This is a genomic window from Alcanivorax xiamenensis (assembly GCF_009846745.1).
GTDB classification, from domain to species: domain Bacteria; phylum Pseudomonadota; class Gammaproteobacteria; order Pseudomonadales; family Alcanivoracaceae; genus Alloalcanivorax; species Alloalcanivorax xiamenensis.
The window spans coordinates 1-19,540 of the sequence record NZ_AQPF01000058.1 but is presented as its reverse complement, the minus strand read 5'-3'; the positions used below and the strand labels follow the sequence as shown (position 1 = coordinate 19,540).

Below are 19,540 nucleotides of genomic sequence, written 5' to 3'. Positions count from 1 at the left end.
CCTTCCCGCTAAACCGCGAGGAACCTTTTTTGTTCGAAGCTCCCACAGCGACGTTGATGGGGTAATACCGTTTCCTGCTAGACGCTGGCGATCTCCGCTGCCGTCAGCGCCCGATATTGGCCCGGCGCCAGGTCCGGATCGAGGCGAATCTCCCCCATTTGCTCCCGATGCAGAGCGACAACGCGGTTGCGGAAGTGGCCGAACATGCGTTTGACCTGATGGTAACGCCCCTCGAACAGGGTCAGCCGGGCACGGTGACTGCCGATCAGTTCGAGCCGGGCCGGCAAGGTGGTGAGGTCTTCATAGGCGAAATAGAGGCCACGGGCGAACACTTCGACATAGTCCTCGCTGATGGGCTGCTCGGTATCGACCCGGTAAACCTTGGGCTTGCGCTGCTCCGGCAGGGTAATGCGCCGCGACCACTGCCCGTCGTTACTGAGCAACAGAAGGCCACTGGTGTTCAGATCCAGCCGCCCGGCCAGATGCAGTTCGTGTTTGTCCGCCTCGTCGAGCAAATCAAGCACGGTACGGTGGCTATCGTGCCGGGTGGCGCTGACCACGCCGACCGGCTTGTGCAGCATCCAGTAACGGGCACCGCGCCCCGCTTGCAGCAACTCGCCGTCCAACTCCACGCGCTGGAAGGCGCTCACTTCGCAACGGGTATCCCGCACCACCTCACCGTCCACCCGCAAGCGTCCGGCACTGATCAGCAGCCGGCTTTGCCGGCGACTGTAAAGTGGAGAGCGGCTTAGCAAACGATCCAGGCGCATGGCTCGCTCCTGCTTACAACGTTAGGTATCACCCGCCAGGCCAGCAGCCTCTTTGCCTTCCGGACGATCCAGCGCCATCATGGCTGCCTGGTGACGCTACCCAACAACCGAGGCCGCATCCGCTCCCTCATGACATACCGACTCATAGACCACAACGGCAACGACGTTTCTTTACCCGATCTGGAGACCCTGCGCACGTTCCTGTCTCAGCCCCCGGCGTACTGGCGCTCCGGCAGCGGAGACTCGGCCGTCCTGCTCTCGGATTCGGAGCGCCTGCTGTTCTTCAAGCTGACCGGCGGTATCTTTATCCTCCAGCATCCGGACTACCTGGTCCCTCTTCTTGCACCGCCCTCGGGACGGTCGGTGACGCTCAGTCACGCCGTCGGTGGAGAAGCTCTGCTGTTCCCCGAAAGCGCCCTGCATAGTGAACAGCAGGCATTCGAGATCCTCGCCGCTTGCTTGCGTTCGGGGACACTGGCTCCCCGGTATCACTGGACGGATCTGTACGACCTGGATTTCGACCATCCATTCTGACAGCGTGTCTATCGCTCCTGCTGCTGCACCGGCTCGCCGTACAAGGTGGTGGGGTTGACGTCATGGGGCTGGATCCAGCCCATCATCATGCTCAGCAGAATAAACAGGAACACCGCCGCCGAGAAACCCACCCGCCAGGCCAGCGCGCGCATGGTTTTGCCGTCCTTGCCTTCATTACGGACCAGGGACATCAGCGCTCGACCCAGGGAGACCACGGCCGCGGCCAACAGCACGATGACGATCAGTTTCACCCACCACATACAGGCACCTTCCACACTCGCTGTTCATGTACAATGTGCGCCCATTGTAGCCCTCCGGCGGTGAAGTGCACGCGCTGCCGACCGCCGTTACCCGGAGATCCGCCATGGCTGGAAAACCCGGTCTGTTTTCCCCTGTCGCCACCGTCCTCACGCTGGTGGTGGTCGCCGTGTGCCTGAGCTTGTCCTGGTGGCAATGGCAGCGCGCGGATGAGAAGAGAGCGTGGCTTGCGGACCAGGCCGACAAAGCCGCCGGGGCGCCGCTGTCATTGTCCGGAGCATTGAGGCGTCGGGACCGCCAGCATCTGCCCATCACCGTCAGCGGCGAACTCGACAACGCCCGTCCGGTGCTGCTGGACAACCGCATGAATCAGGGTATCGCCGGCTATTACCTGCTTTCTCCACTACGCACTGACGATGGCCACTGGGTGCTGATCAATCGTGGCTGGCTGCCCCGTGGCGACGACCGCGCGGTGCTGCCCACGGTAGCGCCGGTGACCGGTCCACTCACCGTGAAAGGCACCCTCTACGAGCCTTCCGGCCGCACTCTGGTGCTCAAGGACACCCCCTTGCCGGACCATCAATGGCCTTTACGGGTACAAAAGGTGGATTTTGCAGCCATCGGCGCCCGACTTGGGGTAGAATTGGCGCCCTTTGAAATCCGCCTTGCCGCGGATCAAGGCCTGGGCGATCAGCCGCCATTGCCAAAACCCTGGCAAGACGCGGAAACCACCCTCAGCCCGCAACGCCACGAGGCTTACGCGCTGCAGTGGCTGGGACTGGCCGTGGCGGCCCTGGTGGTCTTTCTGGTAGCAAGTCGGCGGCAGGCGCGCCGACAGGATCAACTGGACGTATAAACCGATGTCCCCTCGCAGCAAAAACAGACTCACTCTGCTGGCCATCCTCAGCCCCTTCGTGCTGTTTTTCCTGGCCGGTCGTTACCTGGTGGACCCCTGGGAACTGCCGCGCCAGAACAAAGGCCAACTGCTGATCCCCCATATTCCGGTGTCGGATCTGGGCCTGATGGAAAGCACCGACGATCCCTACCGGGCCGATGACATGAGCGGTCATTGGACCATGATGTACATCGCCGGCGACGGCTGTGACAGCCGCTGCAAGAACGGCCTCTACTATCAGATGCGCCAGGTTCGCCTGGCACTCACCGAGGATGCGCAGCGCGTACACCGGGTGGTGGTACTCACCCGGCAGCCGGATGCGGACTTCCGCGCTTTCCTGGACGACAATGTCGCCGGCATGGAGGAGGTCCGGGGTGACCTGAAGACTCTGAAAGCCACGCTCGAAGCCGCTTACGGCGAGAGTCAGTCTTCACCGGAGGGGGATATTTATCTGGTCAGTCCCGACGGCCAGATTTTCATGCGTTACCCCACCCACGAGGACATGGACGCCACTCTGGAAGAGGCGGAGAACATCCGCCTGGATTTGAAACGGACACTCAAGGGCTCCCTGATCGGTTAGCGCCTACCCGGCGCCACTGTTTGGATAGCCCGTGCTTTTATCCCGCGCGGCCAACCCGCGCGTAGATCGGATGAACACCAGCAGGTCCCGAAATCATGCAAACCCTGACGTCTTCCCAAATCTGGCTGCGTCGCGTGACGGTTGTAGCCATTTTCCTCGCCGCCGGCGTAATTGCACTGGGCGCCTGGACCCGCCTCAGCGACGCCGGTCTGGGCTGTCCTGACTGGCCCGGCTGTTACGGCCATCTGGATGTACGCAAGGCCGTGGCGCACGTGGCCGATATCAATTCCACCGATCCCGGCGCGTTGCGCGAGGCGCACAAAACCATCCCCGAGATGGTCCACCGCTACTTTGCTTCCGTGCTGGGCCTGATCATCCTGATCATCGCCGCGCTCAGCTGGATCAATCGCAAGCGCGCCAAACAACCGCTGAAGCTACCGCTGTTTCTGGTGGCCCTGGTGATCTTCCAGGGGCTGCTTGGCATGTGGACGGTGACCATGGGGCTGCAGCCCACCATCGTCATGCTGCATCTGCTCGGCGGTTTCACTACCCTGACCTTGCTGTCGCTGTTGGCCGCCCGTCTCTACCGCTGGCCGGAATTTCTCAACGACTGCGATGTCCGCACCCTCAAACCGCTGGCGGGCCTGACCCTGGCGGCGGTGATTCTGCAGATTGCCCTGGGCGGCTGGACCACCGCCAATTACGCGGCAGTGGTCTGTACCGAACTGCCGGTGTGTGAATCCGGCTGGACCGAGCATCTCAATTTCGCCGATGCCTTCATTTTCTGGGGGCACGAACACGATCTGCCCGACTATGAATTCGGCGTGCTGGAAAACGACGCCCGCACCACCATCCATGTGATGCACCGCTTCGGCGCCTTGTTGGCCTCACTGCTGGTGCTGACCCTGGTGGTCCGCATCCTGCGCCGTGCTCACAGCACTTTTTTCCGCAACTTCGCCGGTGTGATCCTGCTGTTACTGCTGGTGCAAGTGGGTCTTGGCATCGGTAATGTGGTATTTTCCGTGCCACTGAAGATAGCCGTGGCGCATAACTTCGGCGCGGTGGTCCTGCTGATCACCCTGGTCCTGTTCATACGCGCCATCAACGTCAAATGCACCAGTGCCCGACCGGGCCTCAACGGGGAATAGCGTTCATGAGCACCACCACCTGGCGAGACTATCTGGCCCTGACCAAGCCCGGCGTGGTCATGCTGTTGATGGTGACCGCGGTGGCCGGCATGTTTCTGGCCACGGATCCGCCGGGCATGGTTCCACCGCACATCTTGATCCCGGCGTTCGTCGGGCTGTCTCTGGCGATGATGGCCTCCGCCGCCATCAATCAGATCATGGACCAGAAGATCGATGCGATCATGAAACGCACCGAGCAGCGGCCACTGGTGGCGGGCAAGCTGTCACCACGAGCGGCGGTGGCGTTCGCCGTGGCGCTGGCGATGCTGTCCATGGCCATGCTGTACTTCCTGGTCAATCCGATGACCGCCTGGCTGACCCTGTTCGGCTTTGTCGGCTACGCTTTTGTCTATACCCTGTATCTGAAGCGCGCCACACCACAGAACATCGTTATCGGCGGCGTCGCCGGCGCCATCCCGCCGCTGCTGGGCTGGGTGGCGGTGACCAACGAACTGCACCCCCATGCCTGGCTGCTGGTATTGATCATCTTCGTGTGGACACCGCCGCACTTCTGGGCGCTGGCGATCCATCGGGCCGATGAATACGCCAAGGCCGATATCCCGATGCTACCAGTGACCCACGGCATCCCCTTCACCCGTGAATCGGTGCTCTATTACACCATCCTGCTGTTCGTGTGCTCGCTGTTGCCGTACCTCACCGGCATGAGCGGGCTGATCTATCTGCTCGCAGCGGTCATCCTCGGCGCCATCTTCCTGGCGCACGCGGTGCGCCTGCGCTTCTCGGAAGACCCCAAACTGCCGATGAAGACCTTTGGTTACTCCATCACCTACCTGTTCGTGTTGTTCACCGCGCTGCTGGTGGACCACTACATTCCGCTTTATCCCTTCATCGTCTGAAAGACGCTTCCCACAGACCGGACCACGAGCCGCTGTGGGAAGCTTGCTTGCAAGCGAATGGCCAACGGCCCGGGGCATTCGCGGCCAAGGCCGCTTCCCACAGCAATGGCTTCGGCCATGTACCAAGTGTTAATTCGATCACGCCGGCCCGTCGGCCTACTTGGTTGTAGCGCGGCATTACAGTAACTTAACCGATGGGAATGCAGGTCCGCGGGATGCGAGGTCGGCATTCCCCAATAATATGAGGTCCCGTGGCCGGCCCCGTGCGTTCCCGACAGCCGCCGCCCGCGAGGAACGACAATCCGGGGAACCACGTTACTATCATTCTGGGGGGATAGTATGGGGGAGTGGCTATTCGCCGGCGTTATCGCCGCGCTGCTGTTGTATCTGATCGCCGTCTATAACCGGTTGATCCGCCTGCGTAATCAGTACCGTAATGCGTTCGCCCAGATCGATGTGCAGCTGCAACGCCGCCACGACCTGATTCCCAATCTGGTGAGCGCCACCCGCGCTTACCTGCGCCATGAACAAGACACTCTGACCCGGGTCACCGAGGCCCGCCGGGATGCCGCCAAAGCCCGCAATGACGCGGCCCGCCACCCCGGCGAGAGCGGCGCCATGACACGCCTGTCCCAAGCCGAGAACCTGCTTTCCGGCAGTCTCGCCCAGTTCCGCGCCGTGGCCGAGAGCCACCCGGAACTGCAGGCGGACACCACCGTGTCCGATCTGATGGAGGCTCTCACCAGCACCGAAAATCGCATTGGTTTCGCCCGTCAGGCCTTCAACGACGCCGTGATGGGCTACAACACCTACCGAGAACAGTTCCCCAACAATATGATCGGCGGCCTGTTCGGACCGTTCCGCGCCGCCGATCTCCTGTCACTGGAAACCGCGGCGGCGCGGCAAGCCGTCGCGGTAAGGTTCTGAGGCCACGGCGACGATGGACTTCTTCCAGCATCAGACCCAGGCCCGGCGCCGCACTCTGCTGCTGGCACTGTACTTTCTCCTGGCCCTCGCCGGCGTGACCGCGGCGGTTAACCTGGTGACCGTGGTACTCGCACGCTTGCTGCTGCCCGGCCTGGCTCCCGCCCCCTGGCTCGGCAGCGGTCTGTTCTGGTGGGTCAGTCTGTCGACACTGTCGATCATGGCTTGCGGCTCGTTGCGCAAGGCCTGGCAATTGCGCGGCGGCGCCACCGCACTCACCGCTTTATTGTCGGCACGGGAAGTCGGTGCCGACGCCGGCGAGCAACCACTGCACCGGCTGCGCAATGTGACCGAGGAGATGGCCATCGCCAGCGGTCTACCGGTGCCGCGCCTGTTCGTGCTGGACCACGAAGCCGGCATCAATGCCTTTGTCGCCGGCTCCCGTCCGGACCGGGCCGTGCTGGTGGTCACCCGCGGTGCCCTCGAGCAATTGAACCGCGAGGAACTGCAAGGCGTGGTGGCCCACGAATTCAGCCACATCCTCAATGGCGACATGCGCCTCAACCTGCAATTGATGACCGCGCTCTCCGGCATTCTGGCGGTGGGGAAAGCGGGAGAATTCCTGTTACAGCCAATATCCCGGCGACATCGTTATCAACCGCTGTTTTTTACCGGCGGCATCCTGATGATGACGGTGGGTTATGCCGGGCTGTTCTTCGGCCGTCTGATCAAGGCCGCCATCTCCCGGCAGCGCGAACATCTGGCGGACGCCTGCGCGGTCCAGTTCACCCGGCAAAGCGAAGGTCTGGCCGGCGCGCTGATCAAAATACGCAACGGTGGCGGCTCGCTGCTGCATTCCATGTACGCCGAGGACATCAGTCACATGGGGTTCGCCGAAACCGTGTCCGTTCATCTGCGCGCCCTGCTCTCCTCACACCCGCCACTGGAACAACGCCTGCGGGCGCTTGGCCCGGATTGGAACGCGCGTGCCCGGGCGCGGGCCCGCCGCGATCACCGCGCGTCCCGGCATATTGGCTTTCTTGACGACGCCAACCTGGGTTACGCCCGTTCTCTGGTGGCCAGCATCCCGGCTTCTCTGCGGCAAGTCCTGGCCGGCAACGAAGGCGCCGAAACCATTTTGTACGCCCTGGCGCTGGGTTCCCGCCCGGTACCGCCGGCGCTGGCCGGCGGCAAACGCGGCGAGTGGATCCAGCAGGTGCGGCAGCTTGGTACCCGCCTGCGGCTGCCGTTGCTGGATCTGGCACTGCCCAGCCGTTGGCACGGCGGCAGGCCATCGTTGATCAACTACTGGGCATCGCCCGCCACAGGGGTAACCGGGATCTGCTCTGTTGGGCACTGTGCGCGCTGGCCCGAACCCGTTTACTGCCCGCCAAACGCTTGCCAGAACCGGCCCTGCATCGCTTCGGGGCGGTGGCGACGGATCTTCAGGTAATCTTTTCCGCCCTGGCCTGGGCCGCCGACAGCGCCCGCCATACCGCCGTGACGCTGTTTCAACAATCCACCCGGGGACTGTTGCCGGCGGGCCGTCAGTTACTGCCCCCCGACCGCTGCACACCGGAGCGAATGAATAATGCCGTCGCACGGCTGAATCGGCTGACACCACCGCTCAAATCAGCGGTGATCGACACCGCCGCCGACCTGATACTCGCCGACGGCCGGATTCAGGTGGCGGAAACCGAACTGTTACGGGCCCTCTGCGCCCTCCTCGACAGCCCGATGCCACCTTTGTTTCGTCGGACCCGCTGACTTTCCGCCAATGCGGATGCCAAGGGAAAAACAATGCACTTGGAAAAAATAAGCCACCGCATCACCCGTGACGCGGTTAATCAAACCACTCGTGAAGTCCGCCAGGACCTGCTGGACCCGGCCTTGAATCAATGGTTCACGGACCAGGGGCTGGACCTGGGCCGCACTTTATTCGCCAGCCTCGGCCCGCTCGATCAGCGTACCTACACTGGCACCCTGGTGGACCCTCAGGGTCGCGCCCTGGAATTCCTGGTGGATCTGGACGAGCCGGATAACAGCAGCCTGGAGGACGTCAGCGACGAGCTGGGCCCCAAACACCCGGAGCACCCGGAGGCGGATCCCCGTGATCGCATCACCATGGCCTTGCTGATGCAGCAGCAAGGGGATTTGGAAAGCTGACAGCCCGTATTCACCGCCATGGCAGCTTCCCACGGACCGGTCCACGACGCCGCTGTGGGAGACCAGCTTGCTGGCGAATTACCGGTCTCTGGCATTGACACATTCGCTTGCGAGCAAGCTTCCCACAGCGGCGTCGTAGTGACCTCTGAATTCATGAAAGGTCCGACCTGAACGGCAGCAATGTCAGCGCCTCATCACGGTAACCGCGCACATGCTCGGCTTCACGCCGGCAAAAGTCCGCCACCGCCCGCTGAAACTCCGGTTGCGCCAGCCAGTGCAGGGAATAAGTTATGACCGGCTCAAATCCGCGCAGCAGTTTGTGCTCGCCCTGCACACCGGGATCAAACTCCGCCAGCCCCTGCTCGATGGCGAATTCAATGCCCTGGTAGTAGCAAAGTTCGAAGTGCAGAGCATCGAATTCACGCAAGCAGCCCCAATAACGCCCATACAGGGCCTGATCATCGAACAGGTACAAGGCGGCGGCCACGGTGTTATCCCGATGGCGGGCCAGCGCCACCATGATCTGATCTCCCTGGGCGGCGGCCAAATCGGTGAAGAAGGATTCGGTAAGGTAGGGCCACTGCCCCCGTTTCAGATAGGTGCTGGCGTAACACTGGTAAAAGTGCGCCCACTCCGCCGCGCTCAGTGTCGATCCCAGCCGGCGTTCCACCTGAATCTCCTGCGCCGTGACTTTCTCTCGTTCGCGTCTCAGGTTCTTGCGTTTGCGTGACTGGAAGCGCGCCAGGAAATCGCCAAAGTCGGCGTAACCATGGTTGAACCAGCGGAAATGACAGGCCTGCCGTTCGATCAGTGGCAGCTCCGCCAACGCCGCGCGGCCGGCCTGGTCCGGAAACAGGACATGCCAGCCGGAAGCGCCGGTTTCCTCCACCCGCTCGCGCACCACCGGCCATAATCGGGCGGCATCAATGTCGCCTCGCCAACGGGGCCCCACCACCGGGGTATAGGGAATGGCACTGACCAGCTTCGGGTAATAGCGGTAACCGTAACGCTCATAGGCGTCCGCCCAGGCGTAATCGAATACATATTCACCACGGGAATCGCCGCGCTCGAACAGCGGCATAAAACCGTCATCGAGTTGCACATGGCGAGGCAGCCAGCCGGCGTCTTCACCGGTGGCGCCACTGCGCGCCAATGCCTGAAAGAAACTGTCGGATAAGAACGGATACCGCAAAGTAACCCCTCTGCTGCCCAATTCGGCCCTGGCGGGTGTGAGATTATCCGCCGCCTTGGTTACAATGCTCCGGCGGCGATCATAATGATAACGCAGGCCGATCTGCTCCGGGGTTCACCCTTTATCCCCTCTTTGCCCACGGAGGCGACGCTCCCCCACAAGAGGAAGCGCGGAAACAACCATCGGCCCTGGCCGCCCGCCGGTAGTGCCGGCGTGACGTTCCTCCCCGCTTTTCGGGGAGGGTCCCGAGCCCAATGAGCATAAGGTAACCTCCATTCCATGAAAGTTTCCAAACCTTTGGCCGCCTTTTATATGCTGGCAGCCCTTTTACTGGCCCTGTGCGGCGTCTGGCTTATTTTCGCGCCGCAATCCCTGATTCTCTCGGTGCATGACACCGATCTTTTGGTGTCACCGGTATTATCCCGGCAGGCTGGCCTGGGGCTGCTGCTGGCCGCCGCGGTGAACCTGGTGTGTCCTCTTGGCGGGCCCGGCCGCCTGCCACTGCATCTGGCGGTATTTTTCCACCTGGCGGGGCTGGTGCTGGCCCATGGTCAGATGGCCTTCGGTGTCGCCGCCTGGCTGTGGATTCCGGTGCTGATTTACCTGCTGCCGTTGCTGCCCTGGCAAAAACTCCGACTCGGCGGCGGCACCATGCGCCATGGCGAGGTGAAGTGGTTCAATCCCAACAAAGGCTTCGGCTTCATCCTCACCGACGGCGAGGAAGAAATTTTCGTCCACTTCAAGGCGGTACAGAACGGCGGACGCCGCAGCCTGCGTACCGGAACCCGGGTGCGCTTCACCACACGGCAATCCGATCGGGGCGAACAGGCCGATCGGGTGTACATCGAACAATAACCGGACCGCCCGACCATGAACCTGGCTTTCGCCGATTGGGCCGTGATGGCCCTGTACCTGCTGGTGGTACTGGTCATCGCGCTGTATTGCTCGCGACGCAATACCAGCACCGAAGAGTACTTCGTTGGCGGGCGCCGGTTTCGCGGCTGGGTCATCGGTCTCTCGCTGGTGGGCACCTCGATCAGTTCGGTGACCTTCCTCGCCTACCCCGCCGACGCCTTCAAAACCGGCTGGCTGCGCTATCTGCCCAATCTGGCGCTGCCTTTCGCCATCGCCATGGCGGCCTGGTTCTTCCTGCCGTTTTTCCGCCGTGGCAATCTGACCAGCGCCTATGAATATCTGGAACAGCGCTTCGGACCGAGCCTGCGGGTGTACGGTGCGGCGGCGTTCATCATCGCCCAGCTGGTACGGGTGTCGATGATCCTGTGGCTGTTGGCGCTCCTGATCCAGCAGTTGGTATCGATCCCGCCAGCCACCGCCATCGTGCTCAGCGGCCTGTTTGTTGGGCTGTACACCGTGGTCGGCGGCATCGACGCGGTAATCTGGACCGATGTACTGCAAACCGTGGTGCTGATCCTGGGCGGCATACTCTGCCTGTGGATCGTGGTGGACGCCCTGCCCGGCGGATTGACGCAATTGTTCAGCGAAGCCGGCCGGGCTGGCAAGTTCGCTCTGGCGGAATGGGGGGAGGACGGTCCGCGAACCACGCGCTGGACACTGTCCCTGAGTGAGAAAACCGCCACCATGATGCTGTTCATCGGCCTCACCAACTGGCTCACTGAATACGCCAGCAATCAGAACACGGTGCAACGCTACTGCGCCGCCCGCTCCCTTGGCGAAGCCCGCCGCGCGCTGTGGGTCTATCTGTTCACGGCGCTGCCGCTGTGGGCCTTCTATATGCTTCTGGGTACCGGGCTCTGGGTGTTTTTCCAACACTTCCCCGACCCGCAGTCCCAGGCGGTACTGGACGGCACGGCACGAGCGGAAACCATCGTGCCCTGGTTCATTACCGAATATCTGCCGGTGGGTGTCGCCGGGCTGGTGGTGGCGGCGGCGCTGGCGGCGGCGATGAGTTCGCTGGATTCCAGCATCAACGCCGTGGCTACGGTTTCCGTTGTCGACCTCTATCGTCGCCACTGGCGGCCGAATCAGGAGGATCGCCACTATCTGGCGGTGGCACGCGGAGCCGCGGCACTGACCATGATCCTGATGATTGTTGGAGCTCTCTGGCTCAACGGCGCCAGCACCCGCACCCTGCAGGACACCTCCACCATCCTGGTCTCGCTGCTGGGCGGCGGCATGCTCGGGCTGTACCTGCTGGGATTCTTTACGCGCACCGGGAACACCTTCTCGGCCTGGTGCGGTCTGATCTGCACCCTGATCTTCACTGGCTGGACGCTGCTGTCGGAGCAAAGCTGGTGGCCGGAGGCGCTGCGCGCGCCCTTTGATTTGTACTACACCGGCCTGATCGGCAATGTCCTGATGTTTCTGGTGGGTTATGGGGTGGCTTATTGCAGTGGCCGGCTGTGGGCCCGCTCGTAAGCTATTGTTGTCCCGCGGTCATGTAACGATCCGCTTATACGCAATGCGCCGATTCGCTGGCAAGCCAGCTTCCCACGGCGGCTTCGTCGTTCCCTTCCGTGGGAAGCTGGCTTGCCAGCGAATACAGCGCGAGTTCATGCCTCCAGGACCAATAGACTGGCCACGGCTGTGGCGTCAGGGTTCGGTGCGGATCGGCTCGGGCGAGGCCGCCTCCGGCGGGTTCACCGCCAGACGCTGACGGGCCCGGCGCGCCAGCAGACGATCACGGATCAGCCAGCCGCTGGCCCAGAACACCAGCCAGGGATCGATCAGATAGTCCCAGAGATTATCGGACGGCAGCAGCCGCCAGGCATAGGCGAGCTGCGCCACCACCAGAATGATGCAACTGGCATAGGCACGACTGAGCCAGGCCACCACGCCCACCAGCAGCAGCATGCAGCTGAAGATCAGATCACCGAACCCCCAGGCGTAAGGATCCTCGTAGCTGGAGCCCAGGCTCATCGGATAGAACCACAAGGCCAGAAAGACCAACAAAAGGCAGGCCATGCGGGTCTGCCCCATGGAAAGGAACTGATGGCCGCGCAGGCGATGCAGAACAGCCAGTAACGCCAACATACCAGAGGTCAGACTGAAGTCTCCCAGATAACTGAGCACCCAGGGCGCCAGACCATAGGGAAACGGCAGCAGCGACAGCACCAGCACCACGGCCGCCACCAGAGCGCGGCGGCGCACCGGCCAGTGGCTGGACAGGCGCAGCGACACCGCCACCAGAATACAAGCACAAACCACTACGGACACCAGCATCACCCTCTCCCCCCTTGACCCGGCTGTCTGGCCGGCAACCAGGCATGGCGGATGGCGGATTTATTCCAGGTATAAAGCACATGGAGATCACCATTGCTGGCTTGAATGACGTAGGGATAGTCGTATTGGAATTCACAACCGCGCGGGAAGCACTTGTTGTGTTCCACCCGCCGCAGGTAAGGCTGATTGCGGATAACGCCGAAAGTGCCTTCCAATTCCTCGCCGATCATGTTGAGGAAACGGTTTTCTTCCAGGTCCCCGCCACGCCAGGAAGTACGGTTGTGGAAATAGATGCGGTCGGTCCAGGTACGGCCGCTGTCGCGGGTTTCACGCATGCACAGATCATCCCGTTCCACCGAATTACAGTTGGCCACCAACAACCAATGCCCCTCGCTCAATGCCACACCGCCAACAGCGGCGCTGGGATTGGGCAGTCCGGAGGAGACCAGCGGTGTCCATTCGGCACCGCCGTCGTAGGTATCACTGCGGTAGAGCATGCCCGGGTGATCGTCGCTCTCATTGCGGAGAAACGCCGTGGCCCGGTGCGGGCTGTCCACCAGGACCAGCGGCTGAATCGCCTTGCGGCCATGGCCGATACGGGATTTGTCCAGAATCCGGTTGTCTTCGTCCAGACGCAGCATCTCGCCGAACTTGCCGATCATCTCATGGTAGACCGGTAATCCCACCGAACCATCGGCGAACCGCAAGGGCGGCGTCTTCACCAGCGTGCTGATGTTCAGGAATGGCGAGGTGGTCAGGGCCCGGTCGAATCGCCAGGATGCCCCCTGGTCCCAGGATTCCAGCACCACCATCCGGCTGGCGGCCCAGCCGCCAAAGCTCACCGCCACCACGAACAGCCGCATACGGCCGTTATCGTCGAGAACCGGCACGGCGTTACCCAGCTTGCGGACATGGCGGCCCCAACCCCGGCTGATCTGATCCCGGCTAACCACGGTGGTTTCTTCACTCCAGGCACCGGCAGCGGGATCGAACACCGAGGAGTGAATACCCACATCCTGGGCGCCCTCCCGGCTACCGGCGAACCAGAAAGCTCGCAGGCGGCCATCCGGCAGCTCCACCATGGAAGCGGCGTGGACCAGCGCGGTTTCCGCATCCGAGGCGAAACGCATCTGCCACTGCCCATCGATCACATCGTGAGCGGGAACGTGTTCGGCTATAAAAGGCGGGTCGGAATGCAGCGCATGCCCGGGCAAGCCCATCAGATACGCTACCACCAGCAGGGCGCCCATCCCCCAATGCATCCATCTTCTCAAGGCCATGCGGATCGGCTTCTTTTATTCGTACGAAACGCGAAGGTTAACACTGGTTACAATTTATCCTCTAGCGTTCTTCGCCCCAAATGCGACGCCCAATATCCATTTACTTGCACCTGGACCGCCACTTTTAACATTGCGCCGCAGTAATAGCGGAAATTCCGCCGAAAAACGTCGACCGTGGCGGCACTTTGACAAAAGCGTAACAATTCCAGAATCCACCTGTCATATTCGGCCGCGGAATCAGCCCCAGCCCGACTCCCACCAATCGACATCAGGGCCCGCCACCAGCGGCGTCACAGCCAGTCCCTCGCCGGCAATTGGCCCGTTCTGCATGGTCGATGCCGGTACACTCCGCTCCACATAGTCATGGGGATTTCCAACATGAAAAGTTTCAAGGACAAGGTCGCGGTAATCACCGGCGCCGGCTCCGGCATCGGCCGCGCATTGGCCGGGCAACTGGCCGCCCAGGGCGCCAAACTGGCGCTCTCCGACGTCAACGAGGCGGGCCTGAGGGAGACCGTCGAAGCGCTTGATCTGGATTCGGAGCGCGTCATCTCCAAAGTGTTCGACGTCGCCGACCGGGGCGCGGTCTATGCCTTTGCCGACGACGTGATGGCCCACTTTGACGCCGTTCATCTGGTCATCAATAATGCAGGCGTCGCTCTGGGCGCGTCCGTGGATGAAATGAGCTATGAGGACTTCGAATGGCTCATGGGCATCAATTTCTGGGGCGTGGTGTATGGCACCAAGGCCTTCCTGCCGCACATGAAGGCCGCTGGGGAAGGGCATATCGTCAACGTTTCCAGCGTTTTCGGCTTGATCAGTGTACCGACCCAGTCCGCCTACAACGCCGCCAAGTTCGCGGTTCGGGGCTTCACCGAGTCCCTGCGCCAGGAGCTTGAAATCGAGAATGGCGGGGTCTCCTGCACCACCGTGCATCCGGGCGGCATCAAGACCAATATCGCCCGCAACGCCCGCATGGGCAGCGGCATGGAAAAGATCACCGGCACCGATGCCGACAAGGCCCGCCGGGATTTCGAGAAACTGTTCCGCACCACTCCCGAGGACGCGGCCACAACCATCCTCAAGGGCGTGCGGGCAAACAAACGCCGGGTATTGATCGGCTCCGACGCCCTGGCTATTGACGGTATGCAGCGGCTGCTGCCGACCAGCTACCAGCGTCTGATGGTGGCCGGCCAGAAACTGATGCGGCGCTAGGGCCTTTTCGCCCTACCCGCCACACCGGTCGTGGCGGCGGCAGCCCGAAGACAGGGACGATCCCACCACGACCGGACACCCTATGCAAAGACCGTTTTCCCAAGCCGCCGAGAATAACAAGGGCCCCATCGCCGAGGTGCTGGCCGGTTATCTGGACCACGGCGACCTGCTGGAGATCGGCTCCGGCACCGGCCAGCACGCCGTCTGGATGGCACCCCGGTTTCCGGACGTCCGCTGGCATCCCAGTGAACAACCGGAGAACATGACCGGTCTGAACCGCTGGCTGGAAGCCCACCCCTCCCCTTCGTTGCAAGCGGCCATGATCTTGCGAGTACAAGGCCGCTGGCCGGAACAGCGCTTCCGTCATATCTATACCGCCAACACCTTCCACATCCTGTCCCGGCCTTTGGTGGAAAGATGTGTGCAGCGCCTTTGCCAGCACCTGACACCGCAAGCGCGCGTCTACATCTACGGTCCGTTCAACTACCAGGGGCACTACACCAGCGACAGCAATCGCCGCTTCGATCTGCACCTCAAGAGCCAGGCCCTGAGCATGGGAATTCGTGACCAGGAGTGGGTGACGGCCTTGTTTGCACGCCACGGACGTGTTTTATTGGCTGACCACGCCATGCCCGCCAACAATCGCCTGCTGGTATTCCACTGACGATTGTTCCCCGGGGGGCCCTTTCACTACTATGAATGACTGCATGGGCACAGGCCGATGTTTCCCTGATCCGGCCGCTTCTTCCGCGATGGCCCGTGCTTTCCACCCGACGGCGATAGCTATCCGAGCAACGTGATGCGACAAGACAAAACAAGCGATTGGAATCTGGACCAGTTCCAGGTACCGGAGAAAGAGGGCGAGGTCCGCTTCCATGACTTCGATCTGGAACTGCCTTTGATGCGCGGCATCGCCGAAGCGGGCTTCCAGTATTGCACGCCTATCCAGGCGGAAGTCCTGCGCCACACTCTGGCCGGCGCGGACGCCATCGGGCGGGCCCAGACCGGCACCGGCAAGACCGCCGCGTTTCTGATCACCGTGATCAACGACTTGTTGCGGCACCCGCTGACCGTGCCCCGCTACGCCGGAGAACCGCGCGCCCTGATCGTGGCGCCAACCCGGGAACTGGCGATGCAGATCGAGAAAGACGCGCTGCAACTGGCCCGCCATACCGATCTGCAGGTAATGAGCGTGGTCGGTGGCATGAACTTCAACCGGCAACAGGAACGCCTGCAAACCCGCCTGATTGACATCCTCGTGGCCACGCCCGGCCGCCTGCTGGATTTCGCCAAGCGCCGTGACCTGTGGCTGGACCGGGTGGAATCGCTGGTACTGGATGAAGCGGACCGGATGCTGGACATGGGTTTCATTCCAGACGTCAAACGCATCGTGCGAATGACGCCGCCGAACCGCTACCGCCAGACCCTGTTGTTTTCCGCCACTTTCAATGAGGACGTCATGGCGCTGGCCCAGCGCTGGACCGAGGAACCGGTAACGGTGGAGATCGAGCCGACCCAGGTGACCACGGAAACCGTGGAGCAAAAGGTCTACATCACCGCCACCGAAGACAAATTCAATCTGCTGTACAACCTGATCATCAGCGAGAACATGGAAAAGGTCATTGTGTTCGCCAACCGTCGGGACATTACCCGGCGGCTCAATGATCGCCTGATGAAGAAGGGGCTCAAGGTCTCGATGATTTCCGGTGATGTGCCGCAGAATCAGCGTTTGAAGACACTGGAACGCTTCCGGGCCGGCGATCTCCGTGTCCTGATCGCCACCGACGTGGCCGGACGGGGCATCCACATTGACGGCGTCTCCCATGTAGTGAACTTCAATCTGCCGGAAGATCCCGAGGACTATGTCCACCGCATCGGCCGTACCGGCCGTGCCGGCGCCAGCGGTGTGTCGATCAGTTTCGCCTGCGAGGACGATGCCTTTCTGCTACCGCAACTGGAAGAAGCCATCGGCATGAAATTGCCCTGCGAACATCCGCCAGCGCCACTACTGGAAGACCGGCGCCAGGCCTGAGCGCTCCTGGTAAGCGGAAAAGCAAACGAAATTCAACGCAACTCAACGCAACGACGGAGGCGTCATGGCCCAGCGAATCTCACCGGAACAAGGCCGGGAAACTCTGGACAGCGGAGAGGCGTTGTTCATTGATGTGCGGGACCCGGGTAGCCACGCCATGGCGCGTATTCCTGGCGCCGTGCCGCTGACTCAGGACAGTCTGGACGATTTTCTGGCCACCACGTCCCGTGACCAGGCCTTGGTGGTGTATTGTTACCACGGTCACTCCAGCCAATCGGCCTGTGACTTTTTGACGGAAAAAGGCTTCACCCGGGCAGTGAGTCTGGACGGCGGCTTCGAACACTGGCGCCAGGCCTACCCGGACCAGGTCGAGGAAAGTTAACCAAGGCAGGGCCGGGGCAGTCAGCCCCGGCAATACAAGGGAGGGTCAAAACGCCCGGCCGATACCGACCATCCACACCAGCGGATCCAGCTCCACATCGATTTTGTCCACGGTGGAACCATTCACCTTGAGACGGGCCTCGGTATCGATGTCCACCCGCCAGGCGGACAGGTTGACGAACCAGGTGTCGCCCATGGCCAGATCCACCCCCACCTGAGCAGCCCAGCCCACCGAATTGGACAGAGACACATCGGCGTTGGCGCCACCGATCAGCGGGCTGACCACGCCGTCGTGAATGTTCTCGTCGAAGAAATAGGTGTAATTGACGCCGAGCCCCACATAGGGACGCACCGGCCCCAGTTCCGGCAGGTAATACTGCGCCATCAGGGTTGGCGGCAGATGCTTGGTATCGCCGATATCGGTACGGCCCAGCCCCGCGCCTTCCACGTAGAGGTCGTGCTTGAACGGCGTGGCCGCCAGCAGTTCGACACCGAAACGTGAGTTGATCATGTAGGCCACGGTGAAACCGAACTGAGTGTCGTTGTTCACATCCACCTTGGCGCCAGTCAACGGCGCCACCGAAAAAGCGTCACTGTCCACGCGGGGCGACACCGTGGCCGCCCCGGCGCGCACCAAGATATCTCCGGCCTCATACCCCTGGGCCAGACCCACACTGCCGATTAGCGCCAGCGCCAAGGCGCCGCGTCCCCATAGTTGCATGTTTAGCTCCCTTCTTGGCTCATCATGTCCGCACCGACGATTCCACATCGACGATTCCACACCAACGATGGTGCCGTCCCGACCACGCGGGCCTGGACACAAACCCTCGGCATCGCCAGGCTTCCGTGGTATTACACCCGGCCGTTGGGCGCGGTCTCTTGTCGTGGATCAAGATCCAGAAGGATTCAGCGGCTGACGGGACACTCAGTAAAACGGACACAGCGGAACCGATAACAATGAAGCGGAAAGAACTGGCCGAAGCCTTGCAGCAAGCTCACGTTGAGCACGCCTGCCAGCGTCTGTGCACGGAGGACTACTGGCACGACCTGCTGGATCAGGGCGTGGCGATACTGGCGGAGCAACCGCTGGGGACTTTGGTGGATGCCGAAGTACTGAGCCAGGTGGTGGACGATTGGCTGACGCATGTAAGCACCGCCGAGGGGCTGCGGCCGGTGATCGAATCCGTGGCGCACGCCCTGCTGAACCACGCCCGCCAGGATCCGGTGACCTTTGGCGAATTGCTCGACGAAGCCCGGTTCGAGGCACTGCTGGAACAACTGCTGCGACTGCAAAGTCTGCGTGAGCGGACCATTCATGCGGTGCTGAATCATCCGCTGATCAGTCAGATGGTCAGTGAAATGCTCTATACCGGCATCAAGAACTTTCTGTTGGAAGAAAACGCCCTGGCCAAGCTGCCCGGCGTCAGCAGCATGATGAAACTGGGCCGCAAAAGCGTGGGCCGGGCCATGGGCGGATTGGAAGAGCCAATTCGTTCCTACCTGCGACAGAACATCCGCGCCACGCTCAGGACCGGTGAACAGTGGTTGAACCGGGAGTTAAGCAACGAGCGCATCGCCGATCTGGCCCGCGATGCCTATGGACGGATCGCCCCGATGACACCGGCGGCGTTACTGCGTGACGTACCCGATGAGTCACTGCCGGATCTGGTGCGCCAGGGCACCTTGCTATCCGACCATATCGCCGCGCTGGACTACAGCCGGCATCTGGTGATGGAAGGCATTCGCGCCGCGGTCGAAACCCTGATGGCATCAAGTCTGCCCGCGTTGCTCCAGGCCATGCGCACCGATACGGCGGCGCGACGCGACACACTGGCGCCAGCGTTGGCGCGTGGCGCGGAAGTACTGAAGGAGCAAGGCGTATTGAGCGCCTGGGCGGAACTGGCGCTGGGGGATTTCTATCAGAGTGAAGCGTGCTTGTCGGTGCTGGGGCAGGTGTTGAAGGATTGAGTGAGGCCGGACGCCGATAATGCAAAACCAGACACAACGCCCTGGCAAGCACTAAAAACGCTTTTTTACGGTTCATCGCGGTTTAGCGGGCCACGGCGCT

The 19,540-nt window shown here is 62.0% G+C and carries 22 protein-coding genes; 16 read left to right on the top strand and 6 right to left on the bottom strand.

Going from position 1 to position 19,540, the window contains the following annotated elements:
• Nucleotides 1-77: 77 nt before the first annotated feature.
• On the bottom strand, nt 78-770 hold the full coding sequence (locus A6D6_RS19560; protein WP_133490327.1) for a pseudouridine synthase: 693 nt from the start codon (nt 768-770) through the stop codon (nt 78-80).
• A 129-nt stretch (nt 771-899) separates the two neighbouring features.
• Here A6D6_RS19560 and A6D6_RS19555 point away from each other — a divergent pair, with 129 nt between their 5' ends.
• Nucleotides 900-1,304 carry a hypothetical protein gene (locus tag A6D6_RS19555; protein WP_133490326.1) on the top strand — a complete coding sequence of 135 codons (405 nt, stop codon included), beginning with the start codon at nt 900-902 and terminating at the stop codon, nt 1,302-1,304.
• Nucleotides 1,305-1,312: 8 nt separating this feature from the next.
• On the opposite strand, the gene A6D6_RS19550 is transcribed toward A6D6_RS19555, so the two are convergent.
• Entirely contained in the window at nt 1,313-1,564 is a 252-nt protein-coding gene (locus A6D6_RS19550) for a twin transmembrane helix small protein (RefSeq protein WP_133490325.1), read from the bottom strand.
• 104 nt (nt 1,565-1,668) lie between these two features.
• On the opposite strand from A6D6_RS19550, the gene A6D6_RS19545 reads away from it, so the two are divergent.
• From A6D6_RS19545 to A6D6_RS19515, 8 genes are all read left to right on the top strand, one after another.
• Nucleotides 1,669-2,418 (top strand): SURF1 family protein, encoded by a 750-nt coding sequence (locus tag A6D6_RS19545; protein ID WP_159661639.1) that lies wholly within the window; start codon nt 1,669-1,671, stop codon nt 2,416-2,418.
• A gap of 4 nt (nt 2,419-2,422) precedes the next feature.
• A complete protein-coding gene (locus A6D6_RS19540) occupies nt 2,423-3,037 on the top strand; it encodes a redox-active disulfide-containing membrane protein (protein ID WP_159661638.1) in 615 nt (204 codons plus the stop codon).
• Between the two features lie 95 nt (nt 3,038-3,132).
• Entirely contained in the window at nt 3,133-4,185 is a 1,053-nt protein-coding gene (locus A6D6_RS19535) for a COX15/CtaA family protein (RefSeq protein ID WP_133490322.1), read from the top strand.
• A 5-nt stretch (nt 4,186-4,190) separates the two neighbouring features.
• Nucleotides 4,191-5,081 carry a heme o synthase gene (cyoE, locus tag A6D6_RS19530; protein WP_133490321.1) on the top strand — a complete coding sequence of 297 codons (891 nt, stop codon included), beginning with the start codon at nt 4,191-4,193 and terminating at the stop codon, nt 5,079-5,081.
• 339 nt (nt 5,082-5,420) lie between these two features.
• The gene (locus A6D6_RS19525; RefSeq protein ID WP_159661637.1) at nt 5,421-6,008 is read left to right on the top strand and encodes a LemA family protein; all 588 of its coding nucleotides are present in this window, start codon (nt 5,421-5,423) and stop codon (nt 6,006-6,008) included.
• A gap of 13 nt (nt 6,009-6,021) precedes the next feature.
• Nucleotides 6,022-7,458 carry a M48 family metalloprotease gene (locus A6D6_RS19520; RefSeq protein ID WP_236564181.1) on the top strand — a complete coding sequence of 479 codons (1,437 nt, stop codon included), beginning with the start codon at nt 6,022-6,024 and terminating at the stop codon, nt 7,456-7,458.
• Nucleotides 7,437-7,772: a tellurite resistance TerB family protein gene (locus A6D6_RS22000; protein ID WP_236564180.1), complete on the top strand. Its 336-nt coding sequence runs from the start codon at nt 7,437-7,439 to the stop codon at nt 7,770-7,772. Before A6D6_RS19520 ends, A6D6_RS22000 begins: the two co-directional genes overlap by 22 nt.
• 33 nt (nt 7,773-7,805) lie before the next feature.
• The gene (locus A6D6_RS19515) at nt 7,806-8,171 is read left to right on the top strand and encodes a hypothetical protein (RefSeq protein ID WP_133490318.1); all 366 of its coding nucleotides are present in this window, start codon (nt 7,806-7,808) and stop codon (nt 8,169-8,171) included.
• A gap of 151 nt (nt 8,172-8,322) precedes the next feature.
• Here A6D6_RS19515 and A6D6_RS19510 read toward each other — a convergent pair whose 3' ends face one another.
• The gene (locus A6D6_RS19510; RefSeq protein ID WP_159661636.1) at nt 8,323-9,363 is read right to left on the bottom strand and encodes a GNAT family N-acetyltransferase; all 1,041 of its coding nucleotides are present in this window, start codon (nt 9,361-9,363) and stop codon (nt 8,323-8,325) included.
• A 279-nt stretch (nt 9,364-9,642) separates the two neighbouring features.
• On the opposite strand from A6D6_RS19510, the gene A6D6_RS22105 reads away from it, so the two are divergent.
• Both A6D6_RS22105 and A6D6_RS19500 read left to right on the top strand, forming a co-directional pair.
• Nucleotides 9,643-10,218 carry a cold-shock protein gene (locus A6D6_RS22105; RefSeq protein ID WP_304503117.1) on the top strand — a complete coding sequence of 192 codons (576 nt, stop codon included), beginning with the start codon at nt 9,643-9,645 and terminating at the stop codon, nt 10,216-10,218.
• Nucleotides 10,219-10,233: 15 nt separating this feature from the next.
• Nucleotides 10,234-11,760, top strand: coding sequence for a sodium:solute symporter family protein (locus A6D6_RS19500; protein WP_133490316.1), 1,527 nt, complete (start codon nt 10,234-10,236; stop codon nt 11,758-11,760).
• Nucleotides 11,761-11,934: 174 nt separating this feature from the next.
• Here A6D6_RS19500 and A6D6_RS19495 read toward each other — a convergent pair whose 3' ends face one another.
• Together A6D6_RS19495 and A6D6_RS19490 are read right to left on the bottom strand one after the other, a co-directional pair.
• Nucleotides 11,935-12,564 (bottom strand): hypothetical protein, encoded by a 630-nt coding sequence (locus A6D6_RS19495; RefSeq protein ID WP_133490315.1) that lies wholly within the window; start codon nt 12,562-12,564, stop codon nt 11,935-11,937.
• The gene (locus A6D6_RS19490; RefSeq protein WP_236564179.1) at nt 12,564-13,844 is read right to left on the bottom strand and encodes a sialidase family protein; all 1,281 of its coding nucleotides are present in this window, start codon (nt 13,842-13,844) and stop codon (nt 12,564-12,566) included. Before A6D6_RS19490 ends, A6D6_RS19495 begins: the two co-directional genes overlap by 1 nt.
• Nucleotides 13,845-14,222: 378 nt before the next feature.
• Here A6D6_RS19490 and A6D6_RS19485 point away from each other — a divergent pair, with 378 nt between their 5' ends.
• The 4 genes from A6D6_RS19485 to glpE all read left to right on the top strand — a co-directional run bounded on the left by A6D6_RS19485 (nt 14,223) and on the right by glpE (nt 17,473).
• Complete coding sequence (locus A6D6_RS19485) at nt 14,223-15,059, top strand: SDR family NAD(P)-dependent oxidoreductase (RefSeq protein WP_166642984.1); 837 nt, start codon at nt 14,223-14,225, stop codon at nt 15,057-15,059.
• Nucleotides 15,060-15,141: 82 nt separating this feature from the next.
• The gene (locus tag A6D6_RS19480; RefSeq protein ID WP_133490313.1) at nt 15,142-15,723 is read left to right on the top strand and encodes a DUF938 domain-containing protein; all 582 of its coding nucleotides are present in this window, start codon (nt 15,142-15,144) and stop codon (nt 15,721-15,723) included.
• A gap of 135 nt (nt 15,724-15,858) precedes the next feature.
• The gene (rhlB, locus tag A6D6_RS19475; protein ID WP_159661635.1) at nt 15,859-17,091 is read left to right on the top strand and encodes an ATP-dependent RNA helicase RhlB; all 1,233 of its coding nucleotides are present in this window, start codon (nt 15,859-15,861) and stop codon (nt 17,089-17,091) included.
• 64 nt (nt 17,092-17,155) lie between these two features.
• Nucleotides 17,156-17,473 (top strand): thiosulfate sulfurtransferase GlpE, encoded by a 318-nt coding sequence (gene glpE / locus A6D6_RS19470; protein ID WP_133490311.1) that lies wholly within the window; start codon nt 17,156-17,158, stop codon nt 17,471-17,473.
• Nucleotides 17,474-17,518: 45 nt separating this feature from the next.
• Here glpE and A6D6_RS19465 read toward each other — a convergent pair whose 3' ends face one another.
• The gene (locus A6D6_RS19465; RefSeq protein ID WP_014993480.1) at nt 17,519-18,193 is read right to left on the bottom strand and encodes an OmpW/AlkL family protein; all 675 of its coding nucleotides are present in this window, start codon (nt 18,191-18,193) and stop codon (nt 17,519-17,521) included.
• A gap of 236 nt (nt 18,194-18,429) precedes the next feature.
• Here A6D6_RS19465 and A6D6_RS19460 point away from each other — a divergent pair, with 236 nt between their 5' ends.
• Nucleotides 18,430-19,440, top strand: a complete 1,011-nt coding sequence (locus tag A6D6_RS19460) for a hypothetical protein (RefSeq protein ID WP_159661634.1) — start codon at nt 18,430-18,432, stop codon at nt 19,438-19,440.
• The last annotated feature ends 100 nt before the right edge of the window (nt 19,441-19,540 follow it).

Excerpts from the sequence above, each read along its gene's own strand:
- A6D6_RS19560 (WP_133490327.1), bottom strand. The coding sequence starts at position 770 with ATGCGCCTGGATCGTTTGCTAAGCCGCTCTCCACTTTACAGTCGCCGG.
- A6D6_RS19555 (WP_133490326.1), top strand. The coding sequence starts at position 900 with ATGACATACCGACTCATAGACCACAACGGCAACGACGTTTCTTTACCC.
- A6D6_RS19550 (WP_133490325.1), bottom strand. The coding sequence starts at position 1,564 with ATGTGGTGGGTGAAACTGATCGTCATCGTGCTGTTGGCCGCGGCCGTG.
- A6D6_RS19545 (WP_159661639.1), top strand. The coding sequence starts at position 1,669 with ATGGCTGGAAAACCCGGTCTGTTTTCCCCTGTCGCCACCGTCCTCACG.
- A6D6_RS19540 (WP_159661638.1), top strand. The coding sequence starts at position 2,423 with ATGTCCCCTCGCAGCAAAAACAGACTCACTCTGCTGGCCATCCTCAGC.
- A6D6_RS19535 (WP_133490322.1), top strand. The coding sequence starts at position 3,133 with ATGCAAACCCTGACGTCTTCCCAAATCTGGCTGCGTCGCGTGACGGTT.
- cyoE (WP_133490321.1), top strand. The coding sequence starts at position 4,191 with ATGAGCACCACCACCTGGCGAGACTATCTGGCCCTGACCAAGCCCGGC.
- A6D6_RS19525 (WP_159661637.1), top strand. The coding sequence starts at position 5,421 with ATGGGGGAGTGGCTATTCGCCGGCGTTATCGCCGCGCTGCTGTTGTAT.
- A6D6_RS19520 (WP_236564181.1), top strand. The coding sequence starts at position 6,022 with ATGGACTTCTTCCAGCATCAGACCCAGGCCCGGCGCCGCACTCTGCTG.
- A6D6_RS19515 (WP_133490318.1), top strand. The coding sequence starts at position 7,806 with ATGCACTTGGAAAAAATAAGCCACCGCATCACCCGTGACGCGGTTAAT.
- A6D6_RS22105 (WP_304503117.1), top strand. The coding sequence starts at position 9,643 with ATGAAAGTTTCCAAACCTTTGGCCGCCTTTTATATGCTGGCAGCCCTT.
- A6D6_RS19500 (WP_133490316.1), top strand. The coding sequence starts at position 10,234 with ATGAACCTGGCTTTCGCCGATTGGGCCGTGATGGCCCTGTACCTGCTG.
- A6D6_RS19495 (WP_133490315.1), bottom strand. The coding sequence starts at position 12,564 with ATGCTGGTGTCCGTAGTGGTTTGTGCTTGTATTCTGGTGGCGGTGTCG.
- A6D6_RS19490 (WP_236564179.1), bottom strand. The coding sequence starts at position 13,844 with ATGGCCTTGAGAAGATGGATGCATTGGGGGATGGGCGCCCTGCTGGTG.
- A6D6_RS19485 (WP_166642984.1), top strand. The coding sequence starts at position 14,223 with ATGAAAAGTTTCAAGGACAAGGTCGCGGTAATCACCGGCGCCGGCTCC.
- A6D6_RS19480 (WP_133490313.1), top strand. The coding sequence starts at position 15,142 with ATGCAAAGACCGTTTTCCCAAGCCGCCGAGAATAACAAGGGCCCCATC.
- rhlB (WP_159661635.1), top strand. The coding sequence starts at position 15,859 with ATGCGACAAGACAAAACAAGCGATTGGAATCTGGACCAGTTCCAGGTA.
- glpE (WP_133490311.1), top strand. The coding sequence starts at position 17,156 with ATGGCCCAGCGAATCTCACCGGAACAAGGCCGGGAAACTCTGGACAGC.
- A6D6_RS19465 (WP_014993480.1), bottom strand. The coding sequence starts at position 18,193 with ATGCAACTATGGGGACGCGGCGCCTTGGCGCTGGCGCTAATCGGCAGT.
- A6D6_RS19460 (WP_159661634.1), top strand. The coding sequence starts at position 18,430 with ATGAAGCGGAAAGAACTGGCCGAAGCCTTGCAGCAAGCTCACGTTGAG.